At 68.8% G+C, this 21,707-nt stretch carries 14 protein-coding genes and 1 pseudogene; 9 read left to right on the top strand and 6 right to left on the bottom strand.

What is annotated here, in order from left to right; genetic code table 11:
* The 3 genes from ACFY2X_RS27225 to leuA form a co-directional block, all read right to left on the bottom strand.
* Positions 1-113, bottom strand: a 113-nt coding sequence (locus ACFY2X_RS27225) for a biotin carboxylase N-terminal domain-containing protein (RefSeq protein ID WP_389942971.1), incomplete at its 3' end; no start/stop codon positions are given.
* A 209-nt stretch (positions 114-322) separates the two neighbouring features.
* A complete protein-coding gene (locus ACFY2X_RS27220) occupies positions 323-3,103 on the bottom strand; it encodes an AAA family ATPase (protein WP_389942946.1) in 2,781 nt (926 codons plus the stop codon).
* 230 nt (positions 3,104-3,333) lie between these two features.
* A complete protein-coding gene (leuA, locus tag ACFY2X_RS27215; protein ID WP_389942943.1) occupies positions 3,334-5,067 on the bottom strand; it encodes a 2-isopropylmalate synthase in 1,734 nt (577 codons plus the stop codon).
* 383 nt (positions 5,068-5,450) lie between these two features.
* On the opposite strand from leuA, the gene ACFY2X_RS27210 reads away from it, so the two are divergent.
* The 6 genes from ACFY2X_RS27210 (at position 5,451) to ACFY2X_RS27185 (ending at position 12,594) form a co-directional block, all read left to right on the top strand.
* Positions 5,451-5,651, top strand: coding sequence for a hypothetical protein (locus tag ACFY2X_RS27210; RefSeq protein ID WP_389942940.1), 201 nt, complete (start codon positions 5,451-5,453; stop codon positions 5,649-5,651).
* 367 nt (positions 5,652-6,018) lie between these two features.
* The gene (locus tag ACFY2X_RS27205) at positions 6,019-9,087 is read left to right on the top strand and encodes a BTAD domain-containing putative transcriptional regulator (protein WP_389942937.1); all 3,069 of its coding nucleotides are present in this window, start codon (positions 6,019-6,021) and stop codon (positions 9,085-9,087) included.
* Positions 9,088-9,343: 256 nt separating this feature from the next.
* Complete coding sequence (locus ACFY2X_RS27200; RefSeq protein WP_389942934.1) at positions 9,344-10,786, top strand: NDP-hexose 2,3-dehydratase family protein; 1,443 nt, start codon at positions 9,344-9,346, stop codon at positions 10,784-10,786.
* Between the two features lie 116 nt (positions 10,787-10,902).
* Complete coding sequence (locus ACFY2X_RS27195; protein ID WP_389942931.1) at positions 10,903-11,589, top strand: class I SAM-dependent methyltransferase; 687 nt, start codon at positions 10,903-10,905, stop codon at positions 11,587-11,589.
* A 271-nt stretch (positions 11,590-11,860) separates the two neighbouring features.
* A complete protein-coding gene (locus ACFY2X_RS27190; RefSeq protein WP_389942928.1) occupies positions 11,861-12,055 on the top strand; it encodes a DUF5999 family protein in 195 nt (64 codons plus the stop codon).
* Positions 12,052-12,594 carry an ATP-binding protein gene (locus ACFY2X_RS27185; protein WP_389942925.1) on the top strand — a complete coding sequence of 181 codons (543 nt, stop codon included), beginning with the start codon at positions 12,052-12,054 and terminating at the stop codon, positions 12,592-12,594. The genes ACFY2X_RS27190 and ACFY2X_RS27185 overlap by 4 nt, the downstream gene beginning before the upstream one ends.
* Before the next feature lie 89 nt (positions 12,595-12,683).
* On the opposite strand, the gene ACFY2X_RS27180 is transcribed toward ACFY2X_RS27185, so the two are convergent.
* A complete protein-coding gene (locus ACFY2X_RS27180) occupies positions 12,684-14,999 on the bottom strand; it encodes an ATP-binding protein (RefSeq protein ID WP_389942922.1) in 2,316 nt (771 codons plus the stop codon).
* A gap of 313 nt (positions 15,000-15,312) precedes the next feature.
* Between ACFY2X_RS27180 and ACFY2X_RS27175 the strand changes: the two are divergent.
* Together ACFY2X_RS27175 and ACFY2X_RS27170 are read left to right on the top strand one after the other, a co-directional pair.
* Positions 15,313-16,275, top strand: a pseudogene (locus tag ACFY2X_RS27175) (RNA polymerase sigma factor); the annotation flags it as partial.
* A gap of 128 nt (positions 16,276-16,403) precedes the next feature.
* On the top strand, positions 16,404-17,363 hold the full coding sequence (locus ACFY2X_RS27170; protein WP_389942919.1) for an endonuclease/exonuclease/phosphatase family protein: 960 nt from the start codon (positions 16,404-16,406) through the stop codon (positions 17,361-17,363).
* Between the two features lie 47 nt (positions 17,364-17,410).
* Here ACFY2X_RS27170 and ACFY2X_RS27165 read toward each other — a convergent pair whose 3' ends face one another.
* On the bottom strand, positions 17,411-19,285 hold the full coding sequence (locus tag ACFY2X_RS27165; protein ID WP_389942917.1) for an ABC transporter ATP-binding protein: 1,875 nt from the start codon (positions 19,283-19,285) through the stop codon (positions 17,411-17,413).
* Positions 19,286-19,511: 226 nt separating this feature from the next.
* Between ACFY2X_RS27165 and ACFY2X_RS27160 the strand changes: the two genes are divergently transcribed.
* Positions 19,512-20,324, top strand: a complete 813-nt coding sequence (locus tag ACFY2X_RS27160) for a GntR family transcriptional regulator (RefSeq protein WP_389942915.1) — start codon at positions 19,512-19,514, stop codon at positions 20,322-20,324.
* A gap of 7 nt (positions 20,325-20,331) precedes the next feature.
* Here ACFY2X_RS27160 and ACFY2X_RS27155 read toward each other — a convergent pair whose 3' ends face one another.
* Positions 20,332-21,354, bottom strand: a complete 1,023-nt coding sequence (locus ACFY2X_RS27155) for an RNA-guided endonuclease InsQ/TnpB family protein (RefSeq protein ID WP_389942913.1) — start codon at positions 21,352-21,354, stop codon at positions 20,332-20,334.
* Between the last annotated feature and the right edge of the window lie 353 nt (positions 21,355-21,707).

Here is a 21,707-nt window from a genome sequence, read left to right as displayed (position 1 = left end):
TGGTCGGCGTAGACGGCGACGCTGGCCAGTCCGGCGTCTCTGCAGGCGCGGGCGATCCGCACGGCGATCTCACCACGATTGGCGATCAGGACCTTGTTGAAATGACGGCTCATCACGGCCTTCACAGCGTGGACGGTGTTGACAGGGAGCACGGGGACCGGTGGCCGTGCGGCCTTCGGCGCCTTTCCGGCGGGCCTCCGCGGCGCGGCGCGAAAGCGGGGTCCTGTCCCGGTCGTGGCAGGTCGTCGATCACCGGGTCGGCTGGATCAGCGAGCATGAGCACTCCTGCGAGTCGATACTTCGGATACGGCCCGGGCATGGTTCAGGCGGTGGCGGAACCGCCGAGTTCGAGGCTTGACGGCAGGTCGGCGCGCCGGGTGATGTTCAGCTTGCGATAGGTCCGCGTCAGGTGCTGTTCCACCGTACTGATCGTGATGTAGAGCTTCCCCGCGATCTCGCGGTTGGTGTAGCCGGCGGCTGCCAGAACGGCGACCCGGCGCTCGGCGTCGCTCAGGACCCTGGTCGGCGCGGTCACCGTGGAGATGCCGGAGCCACCGCTGTCCCCGTCCCGGGAGAGCGCCCTGGCCAGGGGCTCGGCGTGGCATTCCTGAGCCGCGGCGTGCGCCCGCCCCGCGATCGTCCCGGCCCGCCTGTACTCGCCGAGCGCGTAGTAGGCCTCGACGAGGTCGAAGAGCGCCCTGGCCAGCTCATACCGGTCCCCGCTCGCCTGTAGCAGCTCGGCCGCCTGGCGGAGCAGCGCGGGCCGGTGACCCACCTCACCGGTGGCCGCCAGCAGGCGCACGGCGATGCCGTGAACCCTGGGCATCGCAGGGCCGCAGCGCCTGATCTGCTCATCGAGCAGGTGGCGTGCCTGTTCCGGCCGTCCCAGGCGCAGGCAGGCCTCCGCGGCGTCGGTCCGCCAGGCGACGAGTCCGGGCACGTCGAGGTCCCATCTGCCCATCAGCTCGCCGCAGAGCTGGAAGTCGCGCAGCGCCAGCGCCGGGTGGTCGGTCGCCAGGCTGTAGCGGCCTCTGGCGTGCAGGTAGTGCAGGCCGTACCGGGTCTGGAACATGGCGTCGGGCACGGGGTGGTCGAGCTGCCCGTGGACGGCGTCGTACTTGCCCATGGCCGTCGAGGACAGGACCAGGCTGCTCAGCGGCCCGCCGACGGCGACACCCCAGCTGCTCGGGGGGACGATGTCCAGGGCGAGAAGCGCGTGGTGTTCGGCGCCCGGCATGTCCCCCTGGCGAATCGCGATCTCGGCCCGGATGGCGGCGAGCCTGGCCTGCCGGCTCGGGGCGTGCCGCGAGGTGGCCTCCATGGTGAAGAGGTCGCACCACGGGGCGGCCTTGTCAGGCCGTCCGGCGTAGGTGAGTGCCAGGAGCGCGCTCTCCACGGTGTCCATTGACATCTCGTCGAGGCGGCAGCCGCGCAGGATCCGCTCGACCGCGTTCACGACCTCCTCACGCGGGCCTCTGGCGAGCACGTCGGCGAGTGCGAGGGCGGCGTCCAGCCGGCGGTTCGCCGCCACCGACACGATGGCCGCACGGCCCTCACCGGTCGTCTGACGCAGGTGGGTGAGGAAGGGGGGATGGGTGGAACGCAGCCACGGGCGGGCGATGACGAGTTCTGTCATCGTCTCGGGGTCCATGTCGTCGCCCGCGCCGTTCAGGTGCTCAAGCACGTCCCGCGCGTCTTCGAACCGGCCGTGCCACAGCAGCGCCCGCGCCAGGACCACCGCGTCACTCCCCCGGAGATGACCACGCTGCATCGCGTCGGCCAGCTCTGCGAGGTGACCCGCGGGGGCACCCGGATTGATCCGCCACTCGGCGCGCACGAGCATGGTGATGATCTTCATGCGCTGCTGCTCGTCGGCGCATTCGCGCCACGCCAGCCGGAGGTAGGCCACGGCCGACTCCACGCACCCCTCGCGCAGGGCGTTCCTGGCCGCGTCCTCCAGCACGGAGACGACCCAGGGGGCGTCGACCCGGCTCGCCTGGAGGAGGTGGTCGGCGACCGTCGTCGTGGAGGCGCCGGCGTCGTAGGCCAGTTCCGCCGCCCGGTGATGCAGTTCCATCCACTCCTGGGCGTCCACCTCGGCCAGTACGGCGGTGCGGGCCGCCTCGTGCCGGAAGCGCCCCTGAACGAGCAGGCCCGCGACGGTGAGGGAGTGCAGCGCCTGCGTGACGATCATCGGACCGACCCCGAGCAGCCGGGCGAGGAGGTCGGGCTCGCCGAGAACCGCGAGTCCCCGTGCCACCTGAAGCATCTGCGGTTCACCGCGGTGCAGGCACGACAGTACGGCCTGGCCGTACCGGTCGCCGACGACGAACTCCCGCGGCGGCTCTTCGCCGGCGGACCGCAGGGCGTCCTGGTAGTCGTCCACCAGCGCCCCGGCCAGCAGCGGGTTGCCGCCGCTGAGCGCGTACCAGTCTTCGGAGAACCGCTCGGCCTCCTCCCGCCCCACCCGCTCGGCCACCAGCGACATGACCCCCGCCCGGGAGAGCGGGGCGAGCTGGATGCGGCGGCAGTGGGGCTGGCGGAGCAGCTCGGTCTGGAAGAAGGTCTCGGTGGACCGCCCATGGTCGGAGTGGCTGAAAACCGCCACGATCCTGGCGAATCTCACACGCCGCGACAGGTAGGCGAGACAGAGCAGGGACGCGCGGTCGGCGTGGTGCACGTCGTCGACGACGATCATCAGCGGATACCGTTCCGACAGCTCCAGCAGTATGGTGCACAGAGCGTGGACGATCTGGGCGTCGACCTGTTCGAGGGTCTCCGCCCGGGGGTCGGACGACATCACGGTGCGGGTGCCCTCGTCCAGCAGGGCCATGGCCCGCTCGCGCTCCTGTGCCACCAGCGGCGCGTCCTGGATCAGCTGGCCGATCACGCCCAGCGGCAGGTCGCGCTCCGCGTACGACCCCGTCGCCGTGATGGCCAGGGTGCCGAGCTCGATGGCCTGTTCCGCGAAGTCGTGCAGCAGTTCGCTCTTACCCGTCGCGACGGCGCCGCCGACCAGCGCGACCCTCCCCTTGCCCATCACCGCGTTGGCGAGCAGCCCCTCAAGGGAGGCCATCGCCTCGTCTCTTTCAAACAGGCTCATGATCAGCCCTCGTTCCATGAGGAATGCTTGCGTGGTTCAGAACCGCAGCGTTCGGCCGGACGGGGTGCGCAGGTCCAGCGAGTCGCGCGCCGGCCTCTGCCGCTTTCCGGGCTTCCGCTTCCCGAGCTGAGCTCGCCGCATGGTCTTCGTACCTTTCGATCTCCGCCGCCGCCCGGTCGGGCGACACTAGGGACGCTAGGCCTGAGCGGTTTTCATCCGCCATCGGACGGCTATCGCCGGCTCGTGGCGGCCAGTGGCGCGGCGGTCTCCCCGCCCCTGGCGGGCATGCGCTTGAGGCGTGCCCTGATGACGGCGGAACGCACCGCCGCGAGGGAGGCCGTCTCGACGTCCCGATCGATGCCCACACCCCAGGAGGTCCGCCCGTCCGCCCGGCACTCCGCGTAGACGGCCACGTTCGCGCCCGCGCCGCGGCCCTGGCCGGCGGATCCGGTGTGGTGCACGGCCCGCACGTCGAAGCCCCAGCGGGTGAGCGTGGCCCGCACGGACTGGACGGTGTCCGCCCTGCCCGGGCCGACGTCGAAGCTCCCGCCGTCGATGTGGAGGCGGGTCGTCACCAGCTCGGCACCGGAGGCGAGAGGGACGGGCAGATCGGAGGTCGAGAGGTATTCGCGCTCGAAAAGCCGCCCGACCCGGTCCGGCGTGATCTCCCCGCCTTCGGCGTCGGCCTGCGACTGGACCACGTGCGCGAAGTCGATCTGCAGGTCCCGGGGAAGGTTCAGCCCGTGCCAGGCACTCATGACGTAGGCCACCCCGCCCTTGCCGGACTGGCTGTTGATGCGCACGACGGCCTCGTAGGTGCGGCCCACGTCTTCGGGATCGAGTGGCAGGTACGGCATCTCCCATGGGAGATCTCCGATGCCGGAGCCCGTCCGGGCGGCTTCGCGCTCCAGGGCGTCGAAGCCTTTCTTGATCGCGTCTTGGTGCGAGCCCGAGAACGAGGTGTAGACGAGATCGCCGCCGTAGGGGTGGCGGGGGTGGACGGGCAGGCCGTTGCAGTGCTCCACGACGCGGCGGATCTCGTTGATGTCGGAGAAGTCGATGCCGGGGTCGACCCCGTGAGTGAACATGTTGAGCCCCAGGGTGACCAGGCAGACGTTGCCCGCCCTCTCCCCGTTGCCGAACAGGCAGCCCTCGATCCGCTCCGCTCCCGCCAGGAGAGCCATCTCGGCTGACGCGACGCCCGTGCCCCGGTCGTTGTGCGGGTGGACCGAGAGGCAGACGTGTTCCCTTCTGGAGAGGTTCCGGCTCAGCCATTCGATCTGGTCCGCGAAGACGTTGGGCAGTGAGCGCTCGACGGTCGTGGGGAAGTTGAGGATGATCTCGCGGCCCGGCTCGGGCTGCCAGACGTCCATGACGGCCTCGCAGACCTCGAGGGAGAAGTCCGGCTCGGTGTCGTTGAACAGCTCGGGAGAGTACTGGAAGCCGAGGTCGCAGTCGTCCAGCGTCCTTTCGGCGTACTTCATCATCAGCCGGGTTCCCCGTACGGCGAGGTCCTTGCACTCGTCCCGGCTCATGCCGAACACCACACGCCTGAACAGCGGCGACGTCGCGTTGTACAGATGGATCGTGGCGCGCGGCGCCCCCTTGAGGCTCTCCACGGTGCGCCTGATCAGCTCGTCCCGGGCCTGCACGAGCACCGAGATCCGCACGTCGCCGGGGATGCGGTCCTGCTCGATCAGCATGCGCAGGAAGTCGTGGTCGTCCTGGCTGGCGACCGGGAACCCCACTTCGATCTCCTTGTAGCCCATGCCCACCAGGAGCTCGAACATCGCCAGCTTGCGATCGGGGGACATGGGGTTGGCCAGCGACTGGTTTCCGTCGCGCAGGTCGGTCGAGAGCCAGCGCGGCGCGGAGACGATGGTGTTGTTCGGCCAGGTTCGCCCATGAAGAGTGATCGGCCTGAACGCGCTGTAGCGCCCGGCCGGCGACCTCGTGGTCTTCACTGACGGTTTCCCTTCTCTCACGTGCGCGTAGGTCAATCGCCCAAACCGAAATACGTTCGGCCCGCCTCGGCCAGACTTCCGGAGCGCACTATCGGCGCGCCTTCGCCCGGCTATTCGCCCACCGCCGCAACGGACGACCGATATTCCGTGACTATCGGCGCAATATTGCAGTCAGAGACACGGCGTCACGGCGATAGGGGCAAATACTTGACGAAATATCTAACTATTTGTCAGGAAAATCCATCAACACTGACCTGAACTGCGCTAATGGCAGGCCGGAAGCGATCCGATAATGACCGGATGGCGGTGGCTGTGACGTTGAGAACGCAGCAGCGAATCGGCTGGCATCTCAGGCCACCGCGACGAGACAGAGGACCGTAGAAATGAGCGACTCCAACAACAGCCGCATCTTCCGCCTCGCCCTCTCCGCCATTATCGTCATCGCGGGCATGGCGGCCACGAGGGCCGTCGCCACCGGAACTGCAATCGCCGGAGCCGCGGGGGTCCACACCCTCGCCTTCACCTCGATCCCCGTCCCCGCCTCTTTCGCCAAGGTGAACGGCGAGCCGTGGGGCGGCTCGTGAAGTGAGCGTCGCGGGCGGCATCGGCCACCCACACGGCCGGAGACCCAGTTGTCTCCGGCCGTTTTCTCTTCCTCGCAACCATGAGGTTACGGGGACAAAACGGCGAGCGAACTCATTGCGAGTGCACGGGTTCCCCCTGGCACGCAATCACCTGAAGTAGTACCATCCACACGAAAACGACACATCACACACAGGTGACTCAGATATCGGTAGGATCATTGGTCGCGAAGTCGCGAGGACACCGGTGACAATAGCTGTCACGAGACGGATCTTCCTGGAGTTGAACAACTGATGCTTCTCCCGTCTCGGGAAGTATGAAGACTTTCGCACGAGGTTGGGGTTACGGGTTCTCTTCGAGGAGATGCGGGTGGACTTTCGCATTCTGGGACCTCTTGAGATCGCCGTAGGGGGCCAGCGGCTGGATCTCGGGGGCATCAGGCAACAGACCGTGCTGGCCGTCCTCCTCCTCGACACCAACCGGGCGGTCACCATCGGCCGGCTCATGGAGGCCATCTACGGAGACGATCCGCCGACCACCTCGCGAGCCCAGGTGCAGATCTGCATATCCGCGCTCCGGCGGCTGTTCGCCTCCCACGGCAGCCCCGACATCATCTCCACCCAGTCCCAGGGCTACGCGATCCAGGTCGACGGCGATCAGATCGACTCCCACCGCTTCGAGACGCTCATCCTCCAGGCCCGGCGCGCCCGCGAGGCGCGAAGCCTCGACGAGGCGGTGAAGCGCTATCGGGAGGCGCTGTCGCTCTGGCGCGGGCCGGTCCTGGACGGCATCGAGAGCAGGCTGGTGCAGTCGGCGGCGAGCAGGCTCGCCGAGCACCGGATCACGGCGAACGAGGATTGCATCCAGCTCGAACTGGATCTCGGCAAACACCATGAGCTGGTCGGCGAGCTCACCGAGCTCGTGGAGGAGCATCCGTTGCGAGAACGGCTCCGCGGCCAGCTGATGACGGCCCTGTACCGTTCCGGACGCCAGGCGGAGGCCCTGCAGGTTTACCGGCTCGCCCGGCAGACCATGGTCGAAGAGCTGGGGATCGAACCCAACGAGCGGCTCCAGCAACTCGAATACGCGATCCTCACCTCCGACGAGAGCCTCGACCTTCCGGCGCAGCCCGTCCAGACCATCGACGAGCCGCCCATCCACGTTCCGAGCGCTCCCAGCATGTTGCCCGCCGACATCGCCGACTTCACCGGCCGCACCAAGCAGATCGACGACATCCGCGAGCGGCTGACGCTCGCCTCCGACGATCGATCCCGCTTCGCCGTACCGATCATCGCGATCGTCGGGAAACCGGGGATCGGGAAGACCACCATCGCGGTGCACGCCGCGCACAGCGTCGCCGAGCACTTCCCCGACGGCCAGCTCTTCGCCGACCTGCACGGCGGCGTCTCCCGCCCCACCAGCCCGATGCAGGTGCTCGAACGCTTCCTCCGCGTGCTGGGCGTACCGGGCACCGCGCTCCCCGACGGCCTGGAGGAGCGGGCGGAGATGTATCGGGCCCTGCTCGCCGACCGCAGGATGCTCATCGTGCTGGATGACGCAGGCAACGAGAGCCAGGTCCTGCCGCTGTTTCCCGGCAATCCCGCCTCCGCCGTGATCATCACCAGCCGGAGCCGGCTCGCCGGGCTGGCCGGTGCGGCCCACATCGATGTGGAGGTCTTCGACTCGAACCAGTCGATGGATCTCCTCTCCCGCATCGCCGGAGCCGATCGGGTGCAGTCCGAGGCGGAGTCCGCCGCGGCGCTCGCCGAGCTCTGCGGCCAGCTTCCCCTGGCGCTCCGCATCGCCGGCGCGCGGCTCTCCGCGCGTCCTCACTGGAGCATCGAGCAGCTGGTCGGACGGCTCGAAGACGAGACCCGCCGGCTCGACGAGCTCAAGCACGGCGACATGGGGATCAGGGCCAGCATCTCGCTGACCTATGAGAGCGTCAGCGACGACGCCCGGCGGCTTTTCCGCCGGTTGGCGATCCTGGACTCCCAGATCTTCTCCGCCTGGATCAGCTCGGCCCTCCTCGACCAGCCGCTGCCCGACGCGCAGGATCTGCTGGACGATCTGGCCGACGCGCAGCTGGTCGAGACCACCGGGGTCGGGCGCGGAGTGCACACCCAATATCGGTTCCACGACCTCATCCGGGTGTTCGCCCGGGAGCGCCTGGCCGCGGAGGAGTCCGCCACCGAGCGCAGCGCGGCGCTGGGCCGGGTGCTGGGAGGCCTGCTCTTCCTCGCCGAGGCGGCCCGCCGCCGGGAGTACGGCGCGGACATCCTGCTCCACAGCAAGGCTCCCGTCTGGTCGCTGCCCCCGAAACTGGTCGACCGGCTGGTCGCGGAGCCGCTCTCCTGGTTCGAGCGCGAACGCATGATCCTGATCTCCGGGATACGCCAGGCGGCACAGGCGGGTTTCGTCGAGCTCTGCTGGGGTCTGGCGGCCAACGCGGCGACGTTCTTCGAGTCCCGGGTCTACCTCCACGACTGGCGGGAGACCCACGAGATCGCGCTGGCCGCCACCCTGCAGGCGCAGGACAGGCGCGGCCAGGCCGCGGTCCTCTACTCGATGGGCTCGCTCTCCATCACCGAGCAACGGTTCGACGACGCGCAGCGCGACTTCGAAGCGGCGGTCGAGCTGTTCCAGGAAGTCGGCGACGACCGGGGAATGGCCCTGGCCATCCGCAACATCGGGTTCCTCGACCGGATGAACGGCCGGTTCGAGGACGCGACGGCGCACTACGAACGGGCGCTGGAGATATTCCGCGAGACCGGCGACCAGGTCGCCGCGGCCTACGCCCTTCACAACCTGGCCCAGCTCAAGCTGGATTCCGACGACCTCGGCGGTGCCAAACGCCTGCTCTCCGAGGCCTTGCGGCTCAGCGGGAACGGCGGAAGCAGAAGGGTGAGGGCCCAGGTCCTGCACCGGATGGGCGACACCCATCTCCAGGCGGGCGAACCCGCTCTCGCGGCCCAGATGTTCGACGAGGCGCTGACCGTCGTCAGAGACATCAGCGACCCCACAGGAGAGGCGTACGCCCTGCACGGGCTGGGCGTCGCGCGGCTGCGGCAGGGCAAGCTCGCCGACGCGGAGGCGGCGCTGCGCCATGCCCAGATGCTGGCCAGCACGTCCAACCAGCGGCTCGCGGAGGCCCGGGTGCTGGTCGGGCTGGGTGAGCTGGCTCTCGCGAACAGCGATCCGGCACAGGCGGTGGCCCACTTCCAGCAGGCCCTGTCCCTGTTCCACGGGATACGGGTTCCGTTCCACGAGGCCCGCGCCCTCATCATGCTCGGCGACGCCCACATGGCCGCCGGAGACAGCACCGCGGCACGTGACGCGCTGGCTGAGGCGCTGGCTCTGACCGACAGGCTGGATCCGCCGGAGGCGGAGCGGATACGGGAGCAGCTCTCCGAGGGGCTGCTGGGCCTGCAGGAGTGACACGCACGGATCCTCCTGGTGGCGTGGGACGGTGATGGCCGCCGATATCAAGCTATGAGCGGGTCGATGGCGGGAGAACCCCTGTTCACCCCTTCAGGGGAGGGGTAGGGGTTGAACCCGGTGTCCGCCGCTGGGATTTTCGGCTGTGTGGGCATCGGATGTCCCCCGCCGGGCAGTTGCTCGCATGGCGCCCGCACCAACCTGCCGGAATCCATCCAGCACATGTGGAACTCATCGTGCAGCCAAGGAGCCCGTCGTGCCCACGCTCTCCCTCCAGCCCACACAGGTGAAAGTCGCGGAGTCCGCCCTCTCGGCCGGGGCCCAGTTCGTTCACACCGCGGAATTTCATCGATGGTTCGCCGGAGTCGCCGGGCGCATGTCCATGAATGTGGACCGGATCGCGCTCGACCGGTTGACCGGCTGGAACCGCGACGTCCTGACCGGAAACATCGGCCACCGGAGTGGGCGGTTCTTCACCGTCGAGGGCCTTGGCGTCCACTTTCCGGGGGCTCCGGTCGCTGATTGGACCCAGCCGATCGTCAACCAGCCCGAGGCGGGAGTCCTCGGCATCCTCCTCAAGGAGTTCGACGGGGTCCTGCACTGCCTGATGCGGGTGGAGAACGAGCCCGGCAACCGCAACGGCCCGCAGCTGTCACCCACGGTGCGGGTCAGGTGGAGCGACTACACGCGCGTGCGCCAGGGTGAGGCGGTGCCCTATCTTGAGCACTTCAGGCAGGCGTCCCCGCACGACGTGATAGCCGACGTGCGCCATTTCGAACAGGGCTCCTGCTTCTGGAGGCGCAGCCGGAAAATGATCGTGGAGGTCACCGACGACGTCGGGCTCCTGGACGGTTTCTGCTGGCTGACCCTGGGACAGGTGCACGAACTGCTCACCGTTCCGGATCTGGTGAGCATGGACGCTCGCACGGTGCTGTCCTGTGTGCCCTTCTCCGGCGCCGACCTGACCGGGACGTTCGCCTCCGGGGTGGGCGACGGGTTCCGGACCTCGCTCATCAGATCCTGCAACCCGGCCGAGGGCGCCCTGTACGGCACCGGCGACATCCTGAGATGGATCACCAGGGCACGCGGCCAGGCCGGCGTCCGCGCGCAGCGGATCCCCCTCAACGAGGTACGGCGATGGCACCAGGTCGACGGGAGGATCTCCCATGAGACCGGCAGGTTCTTCGACGTCGTCGGCGTGAGCGTCGACGACGGCGACCGCGGGATCAGCGGCTGGACGCAACCCATGATCGAGCCCGTCGGCACGGGGATCGTCGCGTTCCTGGTCAAGCAGATCGACGGGGTGCTCCACGCGCTGGTGCACGCGCGCGTCGAGCCGGGTCACGCGGACGTGGTCGAGCTGGCGCCGACCGTGCAGTGCATCCCGGAGAACTACGATCACCTTCCTGCCCGGGCACGCCCGCTTTTCCTCGACGAGGTGCTGGGGGCCAGGCTCAGCCAGATCAGGTTCGACACGATCCTGCCGGAGGAGGGCGGGTGCTTCTACGGCGCCCGCAACCGCTATCTCATCGTCGAGACGGACGGCGATCCCGGTTTCGGCCACCCCGGCTTCCGCTGGATGACCGCACATCAGCTCGGGGAGCTGCTCCACCACAGCCATTACCTGAACGCGCAGGCACGCAGCCTGAGCACCTGCCTGCACAGCCTGTCCACAACCTGGACGGCACTTCACGTGTAGGTGGACTGGACGGCACTTCACGTGTAGGTGGAAAGGCCATGAAGGTCATACTCCACCCATAAAACGTCACGTCCGCAGGAGCGCAGGCGCCGTTTCCGTCGCACACGATAGAGATCATGACTACGAAACGGCTGTATCAGGGCACAGGCCCCGGGCCGATCACAACGGACGGTTGCGCGGTCGACTACTACGCCATGCTCACCCCCAACGGGGAGCCGGAGCTCATCCACGCCGCGATCCCGGAGGGCGCGGCCATCCTGGAGCTCGGCGCGGGCACGGGGCGGATCACCCACAGCCTCCTGGCACTCGGACACGAGGTGGTCGCGGTCGACGAGTCACCGGAGATGCTTGAGCACATCAAGGGCGCCGAGACGGTCCGTTCCCCCATCGAGACCCTGGCCCTGCCGAGAAAGTTCGACGTCGTGCTGCTCATGTCGTTCGTGATCGAGACGGCCGACGACGGACTCCGCGCCGCGTTCCTGCGCACCTGCCGCGAGCACGTCGCCGACGACGGCTGCGTGATCCTGCAACGCAAAGCTCCCGAGTGGTATGACACGATCCAGCCCTTCGAGCAGGTCACCGATGATGGCCGTATCGTCCGCATGACGAACCTCAGCCACCCGGAACCCGGCCTCCTCTCCGCCACCATGGAGTACACCGTGGGCGAGCGGCGCTGGACCCACTTCTTCGTCAGCAGGCGCCTTGAGGACGACTTCCTCGAGCAGGCGCTCAACGAGGCGGGCCTGACGATGTCCGGATTCCTCGAGGGGGACCGGGGGTGGGTGCGCGCCGTACCCCGCTGACCGCCCCTGCCGGGCCCGGACCGCGAGGATGGAGTTCGCCGGGGAGCGGGATGGCGCCGAGGCCGGCGTACGGATGGCCGGGTGACGCGGGGCCGGGCCGACGAACCGGTTGTCAGGGCCACGTCGAACTACCTACGTAGGTAGTCCCGGGACTACCTACGTAGGTATGAATACGGGTATTTATCCCGTTTCGCCCTCACCTTGCCGAGAGGGATGTTGATCAGACCAGATAAGAGTTCCTCCCCAGCAGCAAAGGATCAAGGTAGGAACCATGTGTCAGCATCAGCCCCAATGTCCTCCTGCGAATGCTCCTGATCATGAGGCCGCGATACTCGTGGCCTTCCACCCAGAGCAAGGCTGGGGATTGCTCTGCAACGGTGTGGTGCTCTTCGACGACACCGGCGAACTGATGCCTGACGGACGCAGCGTCCCCGCCCACCGCAGTTCCTGGGGGCAGGCGGCATGAACCTGCTCCCCGCTCGCGCCGATCAGCGGACGAGCACACCGCACCCGCGAACGAGCCCGTCGATCATCCAGGAGAAGCCGCACACACGCGCCTGGCGCCGGTGCAAGGCCGTCCTTCACCGGCTCGGCGTCGGAAGCACCCCGGGTAACCGGAGAGCCTCCTGGCTGTTGGCGCCCGAACCGTACTCCGTGCGGAGGGCACGCCGCCTGACCTCCGCCCGGCTGACCGAGTGGGGACTCGACGAGCAGAGCCCGATCGCCGAGCTGCTCGTCAGCGAGCTGGTCACCAACGCCATGTACCACGCGCGGGGAAGGATCACGCTCACCCTCTCCCTCCAGGAGGGTTTGCTGCGCTGCGAAGTCGAGGACGCCGACCCCGTGCTGCCCCGCCCCCACCTGGCCCACCACGACGAGGAGGGAGGGCGCGGGCTTCACCTGATCGAGCTGCTGTCCTGCTGCTGGGGCAGCGCCCGCACGCCCACGGGCAAAGCCGTCTGGTTCGAGCTTCCCGCACAGGCCCCCGCGGAGATCGAATCCTGAACCATCCTGTGGCTCCCCCCTCTCCCCCGATGAGACGCCGGGGCCGGCGAGGTCACCACAGAGCGCGGCTCCGGCGTCTCGTCACGACCTCAGGTTCCGGGTGGATGATCGTTATCCGCGTTCCGGTGACTCTCGCTGACCCAGGCGGCGATCTGGGTGCGCGAGTTGAAGCCGAGCTTGTTCAGGATGTGCTCGACATGCCCCTCGGCGGTGCGCTGGGAGATCACCAGCGCGGCCGCGATCTCCTTGTTGCTCATCCCCTGCGCCACGAGCTGGGCGATCTCCGTCTCCCTGCGGGTCAGCGGAGCCGATCTCGCCTTCCCCGCCGTCGGCCCTTCCCCGGGCGCGCCTTCTTCTAGGGCGAGGGAGAGCGCCTCGTCGTAGGACAGCCTGGTACCTTGCCTGACAGCCATGGTGAAGGACGTTTCGCCGAGGGCCTGGCGAGTACAGGCCTCGCACTCGTCGTGGTAGTGCGCCAGATGCCCGAATCCGGACAGGGAAGCCCCGGTCGCCTGCCAGACCGTCTCCAGGGCTCCCAGCAGCCGGGCCGCCCTCTGGTACTGCTTCTCCGTCGCCGCGATCCAGGCCAGCACCTCCAGATTGACCCCCCCGCCCAGGGGGTCGTCGAGCGAGCGGTTGAACCTCAGGCTCTCCTTCTCAAGCTCGGCCGCCCGCCGGGTATCGCCCTGACGCCACACCTCGACACCGAGCGCCATCATCGTGTACGCCCTGTGCCAGCCCTCCCCGTGGGCGTCGCACACCGCGAGGCACTCCTCTCCGGCGGAGATCGCCCTGGCCGAATCGCCCCGGAAAGAGTGGGCCAGGGAGAGCCTGATGAGCGACAGTGCCAGGCCCACCGGGTCTCCGGTGCCGCGGTGGCGCGCCACGGCCTCCTCGTAGAACACGATCGCCGGCTCGACCTCCCCCCGGTGCATCGCGGCCATCCCCGAATACAGCGCGACATAGGCCAGCACCGACTCCTGTCCCAGCCGCTCCCCCAGCACCCGGGCCTCCTCCAGCATCACCTCGGCCGAAGCGATGTCAGCCTGGATGATCGCCAGCCAGCTGTCGGCCCACAACGCCCGCGCCCGGACCTCATCCGGCTCGGCCACCACGCCAAGCCCCTGATCCAGCCAGCGGCGTCCCTCACCGAGGTAGTAACTCGTGATCCAGTGGTAGAGCAGGTCCGTGGCCATACCCAGACCGGCCGCCACCTCCCCCGGATCGGCAAAGCAGTGTTCCAGGGCGGCGCGCAGGTTGGCGTGCTCAAGCTGCAACCTGCCGAACCAGGCCACCTGGGACGAGCCGAACCGTTGCGCGTGCGCCTGCGCCGCCAGTTTCCGGTAGTAGGTGCGATGCCGCTGTAGCAGCGCGGCTTCCTGTCCCAGCTCACGCAACCGCTCCCGGCCGTACTGGCGGATCGTCTCCAGCAGCCGGTACCGCACCGACGACGGGCTGGACGGGCTGTCCTCCCGGATCAGAACGGACTTGTCGATCAAGCCGATCACCAGGTCGACGACCTCTTCGCGGGGGACACCGTCCCCGGAGCAGACCGCCTCGGCCGCGTCCAGGTCCAGGCCGTCGGCGAACACCGAGACGCGCGCCCACATCAACCGCTCCTGCTCGGTGCACAACCCGTAACTCCAGTCGATCAACGCGCGCAACGTCTGCTGGCGCGGCAACGCGGCCGGTGACCCCGCGGTGAGCAGGCGGAACCGGTCGTCCAGCCGGGCCAGCAGCTGCTCGACGGAGAGGGCCCGCAGCCGCACGGCCGCCAGCTCGATCCCGAGCGGGATGCCGTCAAGGCGACGGCAGATCCGCTCCACCGCGTCCCGGTTGGCCTCGGTGAGCGCGAACCCCGGCAGAACGGCTCCCGCCCGCTCGACGAACAGCTGCACGGCGTCGGAGTGCGCGACCGATCCGGAGGAGGGTCTCGAGGCGTCGGAGTTCGGCACCGGCAGCGTCGGCACGGCCAGCGTCTGCTCGCTGGCGACGCCTAACGCCTGCCGGCTGGTGGCGAGGATCCTCAGGTCAGTCGTCGACCGCACCAGCATCTCGCTTACCAGGGCGCAGTCATGTAACAGATGCTCGCAGTTGTCCAGGATCACCAATGCCTGCTTGTGCCGCAGGTGATCGGTGAGCACCTCCATGGGCGGGCGAGAGGAGTGGTCCCGTATCTCCAGGGCCTCACTCATCAGCTGGACGAGCAGCTCCGGATTCTCCAGCGCGGCGAGCTCGACCAGCCACACACCGTCCGGGAAGGCCCGGCGTACCTCGGCGGCGACCCGCAGTGCCAGCCGGGTCTTGCCGACCCCGCCGACCCCGGTGAGGGTCACCAGGCGCGCCCCGGAGAGGAGGTGCTTGATCTCGATGACCTCGCGCCGGCGTCCCACGAAGCTGGTCACCTCGGCTGGCAACCTGCTTGTCTTCTGCCGTCTGGAGGTATTCGTCGCCGCATTCATCAATGCCTCACACCGGCTTCGGCCAGCGGGTCACCATTGCGCTAGGGCCGAATCCGTCAAAAACCAGATTATGTGCATGCCGTATTCCGTGCACGTGTCCCTACCAGGGACAATCCTGGGCTCGGGATGAGGCATGGCGGGGTATGGCCATAGCACACCGTTACAGGACATACGTTGAAGTGCACAGGTATTTGCCCTGCTTGGCTCCATGAAGGGTGTGATCCCCGTGACGACCCCTGTTGAGGACGGCACACTGGTCCTGGTCGACGACGATGACGCCCCAGGTGCCCTGGACGCGGCCGCCGGTGCGACCTCCGACCCGGTCAAGGACTACCTCAGGCAGATCGGCAAGGTCCCCCTGCTCAACGCCGAGCAGGAGGTCGAGCTGGCCAAGCGGATCGAGGCCGGCCTGTTCGCCGAGGAGCAGCTCGGCTCCGACGGCGACAGGCTTCCGGTGGACGTGCGCGCGGAGCTGGAGTGGATCGCCGAGGACGGCCGCCGGGCCAAGGACCACCTGCTGGAGGCCAACCTCCGTCTGGTGGTCTCGCTGGCCAAGCGCTACACCGGCCGCGGCATGCTGTTCCTGGACCTGATCCAGGAGGGCAACCTGGGTCTGATCCGCGCGGTCGAGAAGTTCGACTACACCAAGGGTTTCAAGTTCTCCACCTACGCCACCTGGTGGATCAAGCAGGCGGTCACCCGTGCCATGGCCGACCAGGCGCGGACCATCCGCATCCCGGTCCACATGGTCGAAGTGATCAACAAGCTGGCCCGCGTGCACCGGCAGATGCTCACCGACTTCGGCCGCGAGCCCACTCCGGAGGAGCTGGCCCGCGAGCTCGACATGACCCCCGAGAAGGTCGTCGAGGTCCAGAAGTACGGCCGCGAGCCGATCTCCCTGCACACCCCCCTGGGCGAGGAGGGCGACAGCGAGTTCGGTGACCTCATCGAGGACTCCGAGGCGATCACCCCGGACGAAACGGTGGTCTTCAGCCTTCTGCAGGAACAGCTGCACACGATCCTGGACACGCTGTCCGAGCGCGAGGCGGGCGTGGTCTCGCTGCGGTTCGGCCTCACCGACGGCCAGCCGAAGACCCTGGACGAGATCGGCAAGATCTACGGGGTGACGCGTGAGCGCATCCGGCAGATCGAGGCCAAGACCATGACCAAGCTGCGCCACCCGTCCCGGTCCCAGGCGCTGCGCGACTACCTGAGCTGACAGCGCCCCCTCGGCCTCCGAAAGGACCGATCCTCACGCCGGGGCCTCGGGATTCGCCCTCACATCTCCCCGGATAACGGCATGAATCTCCATGGAATCTGCACAGGAGATCGTTACGCTGCCGTTTCATGATCCGGTCGAAGTGGATAAGCGCACTGGCCTGGCTGATACTGCTGCCCTTCACGGCGTGGGCGGTGCTCAGGGTGATCGGCTGGACGCCCATGTGGCAGTGGATTCCCCTGGTGGCGTTCACCCCCTATGTGTCGGCCGCCTCGGTGATCCCCCTGCTCCTCGCGCTGGGGCTGCGCCGCTGGACGGCGGCGATCGTCGCCGTCGCCACGAGCGCGACGCTGGCCACGGCCGTGCTTCCCCGGTATTTCGCCGACGGCGGCCCGCCCGCCGGAGATCAGCGGCTGCGGGTGCTCGCCGCGAACCTGGCGGTGGGCGCGGGCGACACCGCGTCCCTGATGAACCTGGTACGCACCCTTCACCCCGACGTGCTCACCCTGCAGGAACTCACCCCGGACGCGGCCGCTCGCCTGAAGGAGGCCGGGCTGCGCCGGCTTCTGCCGTACGGCGTCGACCGCTCGGGGAACGGGCCGTGGGGTTCGGGCATCTACTCCAGATACCCCCTCTCCGAAAGGCCCCTGATCGAGCTGGGCAGGTTCCGGCAGGCGCGGGCCGTGCTCAAGCACCCGGGCGGCCAGGAGATCGAGGTCGTCTCCGTGCACCCGTGCGCGCCCCGGTACGACTACAAGGTGCCCTGCTGGGACAGCGGGCTCAGAGCGCTGCCGCGGGCAGGCGGGGAGCTGCGGGTGCTGGCCGGTGACTTCAACGCCACCCTCGATCATCGGCTGGTGCGCGACCTGCTGGACAGCGGCTACCGCGACGCGGCCGACGTCACCGGGCAGGGCCTGACGCCCACCTGGCCGCAGCAGGGCTGGGAGCCCGCCCCTGGAGTGACGATCGACCATGTGCTCGCCGACTCGCGGATGGCGGTGAGCGCCTACAGCGTGCACCCGCTTCCCGGCACCGACCATCGTCCCATCTTCGCCGAGCTCGGCCTGCCCCGGTCCGCGAACCGCTAGGACGCGCCTCGCGGATCCGGCGCAGGCGAGGATCCGCGAGGCGCGTCCTAGACGGAGGCGGGAGACTCGTCGAACTGGGTCCGGTACAGCTCCTCGTAACGGCCCCCGGCGGCGAGCAGGTCGGTGTGCGTGCCGCGCTCCACGACCTTCCCGTTCTCGATCACGAGGATGAGATCCGCCTCACGGACGGTGGAGAGCCGGTGCGCGATCACCACTGCGGTCCGTCCTTCGAGCGCCTCGCCCAGCGCGGCCTGCACCGCCGCCTCCGAGGTGGAGTCCAGGTGCGCGGTGGCCTCGTCGAGGATCACCACCCGGGGGCGGGCCAGCAGCAGCCGGGCGATCGTCAGCCGCTGTCGTTCGCCGCCGGAGAGCCGGTAACCGCGCTCGCCGACGACGGTGTCCAGCCCGTCGGGCAGCGCCTCGACGAGATCGACCAGACGGGCGCGGCGCAGCACCTCCCACAGCTCTTCCTCCGTCGCCTGCGGCCGCGCCAGCAGAAGGTTCGCCCGGATCGACTCGTGGAACAGGTGCCCGTCCTGCGTCACCATCCCGAGCGTTTCGCGCATCGACTCGGCGGACAGGTCCCGGACGTCCACGCCGGACAGCCGCACGGCACCGCCCTCGACGTCATAGAGCCTCGGGATGAGCTGCGCGATCGTCGACTTCCCGGCGCCCGACGATCCGACCAGCGCCACCATCTGTCCCGGCTCCGCGCGGAACGAGACCTCGTGCAGCACTTCGGCGCCGCCTCGCGTGTCGAGGTTCGCGACCGCCTCCAGCGACGCGAGCGACACCTTGTCCGCCGAGGGATAGCCGAAGCTCACCCCGTCGAACTCCACCGACACCGGCCCTTCGGGCACCCGCCGGGCGTCCGGCTTCTCAGTGATCAGGGGCTTCAGGTCCAGCACCTCGAACACCCGCTCGAAGCTCACCAGCGCGCTCATCACCTCCACCCGCGCGTTGGCCAAAGCCGTCAGCGGCGCGTAGAGACGGGCCAGAAGCAGCGCGAGGGCGACGACCGCGCCCGGCTCCAGCTGTCCCCGCAGCGAGTAGAACCCGCCGAGCCCGTAGACGACGGCCAGCGCCAGCGCCGAGACCAGTGTGAGCGCGGTGACGAACACCGACTGCGCCATCGCCGTACGGACTCCGATGTCGCGCACTCGCCGGGCCCTCGCGATGAACTCGGCCGACTCGTCGGCGGGCTGGCTGAAGAGCTTCACCAGTGTCGCGCCGGGAGCGGAGAACCGCTCCGTCATCTGCGTGCTCATCATCGCGTTGTGGTTCGCCGCCTCGCGCTGAAGCCTCGCCAGCCGGGTGCCCATCCGCCGTGCCGGCAGGACGAACACCGGGAGCATCAGCAGCGCCAGCAGGGTGATCTGCCAGGAGACGCCGATCATCACGGCGAGCGTGAGCACGAGCGTCACCAGGTTGCCGACCACGCTTGAGAGGGTGCCCGTGAACGCCCGCTGCGCGCCGATGACGTCGCTGTTCAACCGGCTGACCAGCGCGCCGGTGCGGGTGCGGGTGAAGAAGGCGATCGGCATGCGCTGCACGTGGTCGAACACCGCGGTGCGCAGGTCGAGGATCAGTCCCTCACCGATGTTCGCCGACAACCACCGCGTCACCAGCCCGAGCCCGGCCTCCGCCACCGCGATGACGGCGATGAGCACCGCGAGCCTGACGACGACCTCCAGGGGCGCGCGCCCGACGATCGCGTCGACCACCTGGCCCGCGAACACCGGTGTCGCGACCGCCAGCACCGCCGTCACGACGCTGAGCAGCAAGAACCATGTCATCACCCGGCCGTGAGGCCGGGCGAACCGGCCGATGCGCCGCAACGTGGCCATGGAGAACGGCCGCCGGTCCTCCTGCGCGTGCATCGTGCTGTACATCGAATGCCATGCGACCGTTTCCATGCTCATCACGCGTCACCGGATTCTCGTGAGTAATCGTCAAAGTCTGTTGGTCAAGGTATTCGGTCGGCGCCGGCCGAGTCTGCCGGTATGAGGCGTCAGGCAGACTCTAAAACCTTGACCTAGGTTGAGGTCAAGCTCGCACGCGTCTCGGCCGGGGAGTTCGGCCGGTCGCGGGGAAGGGGTCATTCTCGGCACGAGGGCCGAACGAGTAGGTCGGCTAAACTGAACGGCCGTGAACCCTGCAGCATCGGTGCCCAAGTGGCTGATGGATCCGCCGGATCTGGGCGCTGGATCATCACTGCCCGCGCACACGCGGATCGAGCAGTGGCTCAGGCAGGTGATCGACAGGGGCGACCTGGTTCCCGGCGACCGGCTGCCGGGCGAGGAGAATCTGGCGGGCAGCCTCGGCGTGAGCCGCATGACGCTCCGGCAGGCCCTGGCCAGCCTGGAGAGCCTCGGAATCGTGGTGCGCAAGCCGGGTCGCGTCGGGGGCACCTTCGTGTCCGAGCCGAAGATCGAATGTGACCTCACCGGGCTGGCCGGCTTCACCGAGCAGATGCGCCAGGCGAACGTCCGCCCGGGCGCGCGCCTGATCAGCGCGACAACGCTGCCGGCCACGCGTCAGGTCGCGGACGCGCTCTCCGTGGAACGCGGCAGCCCGATACACGAGATCGTCCGGGTGCGCACGGCGAACCGGCAACCGGTGGCGCTCGAACGCGCCTGCTTCCCAGCCGAGCCGTTCCCCGATCTGCTGTCGTACGGCCTGACCGGTTCGATCTACAGGTTGCTGGCCCGGCACTACGGCAAGAGACCGCACATGGCCACCGAGAACCTCGAGCCGGTGATCCCGAACCCGGACGAAGCCGCGTGGCTCGGCGTCGACATCACCACTCCGCTGCTGCTGATCGAGCGCACGGCCTTCACGTCCGCCGGGCTGGCGGTGGAGTACGCCCGCGACCTGTGGCGCTCCGATCGGGTCCGGATCTCGTTGCGCACCGGGTTGACTTCCTCCCCGCGGCTGAAGCCGGGGGACTCCCGTCGCTGAGGCGCGTTCACGCCGCCTCGTCTTCGGGTGGTTGGCGCTTCGCAGACCGCCCAGCGGCGAGGTCTCCACGCCCTGTCACCGCCAGCCCGGCGGCGAGAATGTTCTTCGCGGCGTTCACATCGGCGTTGTCCCGATGCCCGCAGGCGCAACACCGGAACACCGCTTGACTCTCGCGGTTGTCCGGTGCGCGATGCCCGCAGGCAGCGCAGGTCTGCGACGTGTACGCAGGCGGCACCCGCACGATGCGGGAACCGTTGTAGCGGGCCTTGTGCTCCAGGGTAGTCAGCAGCCCACCCCATCCCTTGGCCAAAATCGCCCGGTTCAGCCCGGCCTTCTGCCGGACCTTCTTCCCGGGATCGGTGAGGGTGCCCTTGGCGGAGGCGGTCATGGCGCCGATCTTCAGGTCCTCCACCACGACCAGCCCATGCGCGCGGGTGAGCCGGTCGGCGGTCCACGCGGCGAAGTCGGTGCGCCGGTCACGGATCCGGGCGTTCAACCGGGTGAGCTTCGCCCGGGTGGCGGCGCGCCGGGCCGAGCCCTTCTGTTGCCGGGCCAGTTGTTGCTGCAGCCGCTTGCCCCTGGCCCTCTCCCCGGGGGTGGCGACCTGCCGGTCGCGCAGCCACCCGCCGGAGGTGGCCACCGCGACCGTGACGCCCCGGTCCACCCCCACGGGCGGCTTGCCGTTGGGGTCGGCCTCCCTGCGGCCGTCGTCGACACAGAAGCTGACGAACCAGCGCCCGCCGTCCTGGCGCACCGTGGCGTTGCGCAGCACACCACCGAGCGGACGCGTCCACCGGAACCGCACCCAGCCCAGCTTGGGCAGCCGCACCCGGCCCCACCGGCGGCCGACCCGCTCCACGGTGATCTGCCGGGGGTCGGGGAAGCGGAACGACGGCGGGCCGGTGCGCCTGGAGCGCCAGCGCACCTTGAACGTGCCGTGCGTGGCACATGCCCGCTCCAGGTCACGCAGGGTCTGCTGCAGGGTGTGCGCGGGGGTGAGCGCCAGCAGGTAGCGGCGACCGGTCAGCATTCAGCGTCCCTTCTGCTGCTCCACGTGGCGCTGGATCGACTCCACCAGCGGATGAACGTGACCGGGCATGACCTCCCTCTCCACCAGCCGTACCCCTCGGTCTCCACACTTCATCGACCAGGTCCTTCAACCGTCTTCGAGCCGGCCACCGAGCACACGTGGCCGGTGCTTCGGGCGCCATATGCCGGGGAACACGTGCGGAAAGACGACCGCGCCGTCCGACCGCGGAGGCACCGCCACCCCGACAGTATGCAGGGTGGAGCCGTGCGATGTCCGAAAGTCCAGCGGGATGGGCTAACCCCACGACTGAAGCCGGGGGTCTGCGCCCAAGATTTCCGATCAACACGGCCTCC

The sequence above is a fragment of the Streptosporangium sp. NPDC000396 genome (genome assembly GCF_042898655.1).
Lineage (GTDB): Bacteria > Actinomycetota > Actinomycetes > Streptosporangiales > Streptosporangiaceae > Streptosporangium.
Note: the sequence above shows the minus strand (reverse complement) of the source record. Positions and strands in the feature narration are given on the sequence as shown.

What these genes read in the sequence shown, in the direction of transcription:
- ACFY2X_RS27220 (WP_389942946.1), bottom strand. Translation starts at nt 3,103, where the DNA reads ATGAGCCTGTTTGAAAGAGACGAGGCGATGGCCTCCCTTGAGGGGCTG.
- ACFY2X_RS27210 (WP_389942940.1), top strand. Translation starts at nt 5,451, where the DNA reads ATGAGCGACTCCAACAACAGCCGCATCTTCCGCCTCGCCCTCTCCGCC.
- ACFY2X_RS27195 (WP_389942931.1), top strand. Translation starts at nt 10,903, where the DNA reads ATGACTACGAAACGGCTGTATCAGGGCACAGGCCCCGGGCCGATCACA.
- ACFY2X_RS27190 (WP_389942928.1), top strand. Translation starts at nt 11,861, where the DNA reads ATGTGTCAGCATCAGCCCCAATGTCCTCCTGCGAATGCTCCTGATCAT.
- ACFY2X_RS27185 (WP_389942925.1), top strand. Translation starts at nt 12,052, where the DNA reads ATGAACCTGCTCCCCGCTCGCGCCGATCAGCGGACGAGCACACCGCAC.
- ACFY2X_RS27170 (WP_389942919.1), top strand. Translation starts at nt 16,404, where the DNA reads ATGATCCGGTCGAAGTGGATAAGCGCACTGGCCTGGCTGATACTGCTG.
- ACFY2X_RS27165 (WP_389942917.1), bottom strand. Translation starts at nt 19,285, where the DNA reads ATGAGCATGGAAACGGTCGCATGGCATTCGATGTACAGCACGATGCAC.
- ACFY2X_RS27155 (WP_389942913.1), bottom strand. Translation starts at nt 21,354, where the DNA reads ATGCTGACCGGTCGCCGCTACCTGCTGGCGCTCACCCCCGCGCACACC.